Origin of the sequence: Streptomonospora arabica, assembly GCF_039531585.1 — a bacterium.
Lineage (GTDB): Bacteria > Actinomycetota > Actinomycetes > Streptosporangiales > Streptosporangiaceae > Streptomonospora > Streptomonospora halophila.
The window spans coordinates 76623-82841 of record NZ_BAAAQI010000021.1 but is presented as its reverse complement, the minus strand read 5'-3'; the positions used below and the strand labels follow the sequence as shown (position 1 = coordinate 82841).

General features: G+C 71.8%; 6 protein-coding genes. 2 read left to right on the top strand and 4 right to left on the bottom strand.

Annotation, left to right across the window (positions count from 1 at the left end; translation table 11 throughout):
- Positions 1–318: 318 nt before the first annotated feature.
- From serB to ABD284_RS23275, 4 genes are all read right to left on the bottom strand, one after another.
- The gene (gene serB, locus ABD284_RS23290; RefSeq protein WP_344147656.1) at positions 319–1554 is read right to left on the bottom strand and encodes a phosphoserine phosphatase SerB; all 1236 of its coding nucleotides are present in this window, start codon (positions 1552–1554) and stop codon (positions 319–321) included.
- 112 nt (positions 1555–1666) lie between these two features.
- Entirely contained in the window at positions 1667–2296 is a 630-nt protein-coding gene (locus ABD284_RS23285) for a DUF1707 SHOCT-like domain-containing protein (RefSeq protein WP_344147653.1), read from the bottom strand.
- Positions 2297–2368: 72 nt separating this feature from the next.
- Positions 2369–2995, bottom strand: coding sequence for a DUF1707 SHOCT-like domain-containing protein (locus ABD284_RS23280; RefSeq protein ID WP_344147650.1), 627 nt, complete (start codon positions 2993–2995; stop codon positions 2369–2371).
- A gap of 127 nt (positions 2996–3122) precedes the next feature.
- Positions 3123–3893: a hypothetical protein gene (locus tag ABD284_RS23275; RefSeq protein ID WP_344147647.1), complete on the bottom strand. Its 771-nt coding sequence runs from the start codon at positions 3891–3893 to the stop codon at positions 3123–3125.
- A 189-nt stretch (positions 3894–4082) separates the two neighbouring features.
- Here ABD284_RS23275 and ABD284_RS23270 point away from each other — a divergent pair, with 189 nt between their 5' ends.
- Positions 4083–4868, top strand: coding sequence for an ABC transporter ATP-binding protein (locus ABD284_RS23270; protein WP_344147644.1), 786 nt, complete (start codon positions 4083–4085; stop codon positions 4866–4868).
- Between the two features lie 285 nt (positions 4869–5153).
- A complete protein-coding gene (locus ABD284_RS23265; protein WP_344147641.1) occupies positions 5154–6140 on the top strand; it encodes an SPFH domain-containing protein in 987 nt (328 codons plus the stop codon).
- Positions 6141–6219 lie beyond the last annotated feature (79 nt).

Sequence of the window (6219 nt, the reverse complement as noted above, 5' to 3'; positions counted from 1 at the left end):
TCTTTGCGCCGATGGTACTGCCTTCATGGTGGGGGTGGGAGAGTAGGTTGCTGCCGCATTTTTTGTTGGTGGGGGTGTGGCCCGTTTGTTCGGGTTGCGCCCCCGCCTTTTTTTATGCCCGAAAACAACCGGCACTCGGCACTCTCGAACCGCGCCGGTCCGGTTACATGCGAACGCTGTATGAGTTCATGACTCGTGCATCGCGATGCAGAACCAGGAAACACGCGCGCCGGCTCGGACGTGGGTCCGAACCGGCGCGCGCGGTGTTCTGCGGACGGCCGACCGGAGCGGTGGGCCGATCTGAGTCGGCGTGCGGCCTCAGTCGGCCGCGACCTCCTCCGGGTCTGCGCCGCGGTCGGCGGCCTCGACCTCCTCGCGGGAGACGCCGAGGAGATAGACGATGGTGTCCAGATAGGGGACGCTGACCGAGGTGTCGGCCTGCTCGCGCACCACCGGCTTGGCGTTGAACGCCACGCCCAGCCCGGCCGCCTGCAGCATGTCCAGGTCGTTGGCTCCGTCGCCGATGGCTACCGTCTGGTTCAGCGGCACGCCCGCCTCGCCCGCGAAGCGGCGCAGCGCCTCGGCCTTGCCCTTCCGGTCGACGATGGGGCCCACCAGCTGCCCGGTGAGCTTGCCGTCGACGATCTCCAGCGTGTTGGCCATGGAGTAGTCGATCCCGAGCCGCTCCACCAGCGCATCGGTGACCTGCGCGAAGCCGCCGCTGACGATCGCGCACTCGTAACCCAGCCGCTTGAGTGTGCGAACCAGAGTGCGGGCGCCCGGTGCGAGTACCAGCTTCTCGCGCACCTCGTCCACCGCGGAGGCGTCCAGGCCCTTGAGCAGGGCGACGCGGCGGCGCAGCGAGTCCTCGAAGTCGAGCTCGCCGCGCATGGCCTCCTCGGTCACGCGGGCGACCTCTTCGGCACAGCCGGCGTGCTCGGCAAGAAGCTCGATCACCTCGCCCTGGATCAGTGTGGAGTCGACGTCCATCACGATCAGGTGCTTGCCCCGGCGGTGCAGGCCGCTGGGCTGGAGCGCCACGTCGATCGACTGGGTCGCGGCCTCCATCGACAGGTCGCCGCGCAGCCGCTCGGGGTCGGCACCCGAGATGTCCAGCTCGATGGAGGTGACGGGGTAGCTGGCGAGACGCTCGATGCGCTCGATGTTGGCTCCGGCGCGGGCGACGCACGACGCGATCGCACCGAGGGCGCCGGGGCGCAGCGGGTCGGCCAGGACGGTGACGTGCAGCTGCTCGGCGGACGCGGCGGTGACGCGCCCGTTTCCGTTCGAGAACTCGACGTCCATGTCGAGGTCGATGCAGGTCTTGTCGACGGCGCTGCGGATCTCGGTGAAGACCCGGTCGTGTCTGACGCCGGGGGCGACGCTTTCGTCGACGGTCACGAGTGCGCTGAGGACGAGACGTCCTCCCACGACGACCTGTTCGAGGTCGACGAGGATCACAGGGAACACGGACAGGGTGCTGAGCAACCGCGCGCTGACGCCTGGGCGGTCGCGGCCGGTCACCGTTACCAGGAGCGTGGTGTGATCATTCATGGCGTGCACCACGGTACTCGCCCGACTTTTCGGGCGGGCGGGCAGGGCCGCGCCCAGCGCCCGTACGTTCACCTGACGCTCACTATCCGGTAGACCTGCAGGTCACCGGATGTCACCGGTCCTTCTTCCGCTTGCGCTTGGGCCGCTTCGCCTTGACCTCGATGCCGCCGAGCATGCAGGTACCCGTAAGCCGGATAACGGGATGATTCGGATCGGTGACCGCGTCGGTGCCGTGCATGCTCGTCCCGCCGAGGATGCCTGCTGTGTTGTTCACCACACGCACCCCGTGGGGCACGGTGATCTGCAGGCCGCCCAGGATGACGGCGCACTGGATGGTGACCTCGCGCTGCGACAGCACGGCCTCGCGCAGGTCCAGCTCGACTCCGCCGCAGAGCACGGAGATGTTGGTGCGCGGCTCGACCAGCCAGCGCCCCTTGCGCTCGGCGCCCCCGAACACGGCGACGATGTTCTCGCGGCCGGTGCTCTCGGTCGCCATGCGCCGGGCCTCCTCGGTCGCGGCGGACATCGGGGAGTCCCGGTCGCCGCTGAGATCGGCCTCGCTGGGCAGGGGGAGGTCACGGGTGATCTCGGTGAGGTCGCCGACGGTCTTGGCCCGATACAGGGCGTCGATCCGCTCCTCGTGCTCGGCCTGTGTCAGCCGCCCTTCGGCGACCGCCTCGCGCAGCCGCTGGGACACGTGGTCGCGGTCGGCGTCGGAGGCGCGGATGTGTTCGGGTTCCATGGCGGATGGCCGTCCCTCTGCTGTCTTCCCTCGTCGTCTTCGCGTGGCCCGCCGTGCGGCCGTCCGCCCGGATCAGCGGCAGCCGTGCCGGCGTTTGCGCTTGGCGGGCTTGGGCTCCTTGGTCTTGGCCTTCATGGACGAGAGCCAGGATTTCCCGGTGATCACCACGGTAGGCGCACCGGGGTCGGCCGCCTGCTCGGTGCGCACGCTTGCGGCGCTCATGACCTCCGACGCCCGGTTGACCACGCGCACCCCCGGGGGCACGAGGACCTCCAGGCTGCCGAGCGCGAGGGCCACCTGGACGTTGACCTCTCCCGCGGAGAGCACAGCGGAGCGCATGTCCAGCACGGCGCTGCCCAGCAGCACGGTGACGTTGGTTCGCGGCTCGACCAGCCAGCGGCCCTTCCGCTCGGCATGGGCGAGGACGGTGCGGATGTTCTCGGTGCCGTCGGACGAGCGCGACAGGTCACCGGGTGCGTCCGCCGCGACGGCGCCCTCCGGCAAATCCGAGGTGAGCGGGGCGAGCTCGCCCAGGGTCCGCGCGGAGTAGGCGGTGTCCATGCGCTCGCTGTGCTCGTCGTGGCTGAGCCGGCCCTCGCTCAACGCCGTGGCGAGAAGCTCGGCTACGCGGTCGCGGTCGGCGTCTGAGGCCCGCAGGTGCTCCGTGCCCGCCGATGGTGGGGATGCCGTCTCGTTCATGGTCCGAGTATCGGCGCCGGGCCCCGCGGCGCGAATCCGGTGACGTCCCTGGCTTTCCCCTGATGTCCCGGGCGGCGGCCCCGGGGTCGTGGGGACGCGGCCCTGCCCCTGCTCGGCCGCACGCGGTTCACTCGGCGGCGGCGCCGTAGGCGGCGACCCGGGCCCGGCGCACCGCGCTGTCGAGCATGCGCAGCGCCTCGCGTCTGGACTGCATCTGCCCGGCGCTGAGGCCGCGCCCTTCGTCGTCGCTCGCCAGGCGCACCACGACGGCCAGCCGGTCGGCCTGAGCCGCGAGCCGGTGCGCGCGCTGCGGATGGCCGGGTGCCAGGCCGGGGGTGGGCGCGCGGTCGGCGTCGCGCAGGTCGGCCAGTGCGCGGGTGACCTCCGGGCCCCAGGAGGAGATGTCGTCGACCCGGCCGAACAGCGCCGCGGACTCGCGGATGGCCGACTGCAGCCCGTGCTCGGCGTCGGCCAGCGGGACGGGCTCGGGGTCGGCCGCTGCCGCCGGGTAGGGGGTCCAGGACACCCCAACGTAGGAGGACCCGCGCCGGTCCTCGCTGGGAACCAGGCCGATGCGCGTCTCCTCCAGCCGCAGCAGCACCGCCTCGCGCGCGTCGACGGCCGCCATGTTCAGCTCGTTGCCGCCGACCAGGCCCAGCGGGTCGCCGGGGACGGGCAGGCAGAGCCGGAAGGCGCTCAGCCCGCGGGGGCGCAGGCGAGCCAGCGCGGAGCGCAGCGCCGCGCCCTGCTCGAAGGGCAGGCCGTCGGCCACCCGGCCGACGACGTGCGGCCCGGTGTCCCTTTCGACCGCGCCGACGGCGTCGTCCAGCCCGGCCCGGCCCGCGAGCCAGGCGTTGCCCCACGCGACGAGCTGTGCGGATGAGAGTTCTCGCAGCATCGGGTTCAGCCTAGATGCCCTGGATCGGTGAGCGCAGCGTGAGCCGCGTCCAGTAGGTTCGCATCGGTGGGGCCCGCCGCCGCTGAGGCCCCGCATGCGCCGACGGGCCGTGCGGTCTGGGTCCCCGCGGCCGTACAGCGGCGGGCGGCTCGAATCCCCGATCCCCTGTATGACGACGGAGAGAGTGCGATGAACGGCCAGGTGCTGCGCATGCGCGGCGTGACGGTGCGCCGCGGCGATGCGGAACTGCTTCGCGACGTGGAGTGGACCGTCGAGGAGGACGAACGCTGGGTGGTGCTCGGTCCCAACGGCGCGGGCAAGACCTCGCTGCTGAGCGTGGCGGCCGCGCAGCTGGCGCCCGGCGCCGGTACAGCCGAGATCCTCGGCGAGCCGCTGGCCGAAGCCGGAGCGACCGAGCTGCGCAGCCTCGTGGGCTTCGCCGGCTCCGCGGTGGCCAACCGCGTCCCCGACTCGATGACGTCCCTCGACCTCGTCGTCAGCGCCGCCTACGGCTACCTGGGCCGCTTCGGCGAGGAGTACGGCACCGTCGACTACGGCCGCGGGCGGGCGCTGCTGGCGCGCTGGGGTGCGGGCCGCCTGGCCGACAGGCGCTACGGCACCCTGTCCGAGGGCGAGCGCAAGCGGGTGCTGATCGCCCGCTCGCTCATGGCCGACCCCGAGCTGCTGCTACTCGACGAGCCCGCCGCGGGCCTCGACCTGGGCGGTCGCGAGGACCTGCTCGGCCGGCTGGCCGCGCTGGCCGGCGACATCGACTCCCCGGCGCTGGTGATCGTGTCGCACCACGTCGAGGAGATCCCGGCGGGGTTCACCCACGTGCTGATGATGCGCGACGGAAGGGTGACGGCCTCCGGTCCGGTGGAGTACGCCATGACGGGAGAGAACCTGAGCGAGACGTTCGGGCTTTCCCTGAAGGTGGAGCGCGACGGCGAGCGGTGGAGCGCCCGCGCGGTCTGAGCCGCACCGCTGGGGCGGCGTCCGCCGCGTTAGCCGAACGGGACGGGGCTAATCGTCGGATCCGGATGGCCGCAAATGGGAGCGCTGTCCGCATGCGGCCAGGTGGTGCCGGTTTGGTGCATGGTCAACGGGCTCTTCCGGGGACGGGCGGGTACATCCGCCTTATGATCGCCGCGTGTGCCGGTGGCCGTGCCGCCCGCGCACAGGCCGCCGCCGGCCGGGTGCCACGGCGGCCGCGCAGTGACCGCCTGTGTCCCCCCTGACAGGAGAGCCGGAGCCGCCCCGATGGGAACCATCGTCATCATCCTGCTGATCTTCGTCGCCATCCTGGCCGTGATCGGCTGGCGAAGCGTCCGTATCGTCCCGCAGGCCATGGCCGACGTCGTGGAGCGGTTCGGCGGCTACCACCGCACCCTCAGCTCCGGATTCAACATCGTGGTCCCGTTCGTCGACCACGTCCGCGAGCGCATCGACCTGCGCGTCCAGGTGGTCAGCTTCCCGCCGCAGGCCGCCATCACCCAGGACAACCTGTCGGTCAACGTCGACACCGCGGTCTACGTCCGGGTCACCGACCCCTACAACGCCACCTACAAGGTCGCCAGCTTCATCCAGGCGGTCGAGCAGCTGGCCTCGGCGACACTGCGCAACGTCGTCGGCGGGATGGACCTGGAGCAGACCCTCACCTCGCGCGACCAGATCAACCGCGAGCTGCGCGCGGTACTGGACGAGGCCACGGCCGAGTGGGGCATCGAGGTCAGCCGGGTCGAGCTGAAGGCCATCGAGCCCCCGGAGTCCGTCCAAGAGGCGATGGAGAAGCAGATGCGCGCCGACCGAGACAAGCGCGCGGAGGTCCTCAGCGCCGAAGGCCAGAAGCAGTCGGCGATCCTGCGCGCCGAAGGCGAGCAGTCGGCCGCGGTGCTCAGCGCCCAGGGCGCCGCCGACGCCGAGAAGGTCCGCGCGAAGGCCGAGGCCGAGGCGATGACCGTGCGCGCCCGCGGTGAGGCGGACGCGATCACCATGGTCGCCAGGGCGCTGAAGGCCGGCGACGTGAGCCGGGAGGTCCTGGCCTACCAGTACCTGCAGAAGCTCCCGGAGATCGCGCGCGGCGACGCCAACAAGGTGTGGATCGTGCCCAGCGAGATGGGCAAGGCGCTGGAGGGCATCGGCGGCATGTTCGAGCGCGTCCGCGACGCGGGCGGTTCCCCCTCCGAGTCCCCTGCCGCCGAACCGGACGCCAACGGGACGGTGTCCAAGCGGCGCCTGCAGACCTGAGGCGCCCCGTGGCGCCGCTCAGGTGCGCTGTGGGCGGGCCCGGGAGGCGACCGGGCCCGGGGCCGCCTTCCGAGCGGCC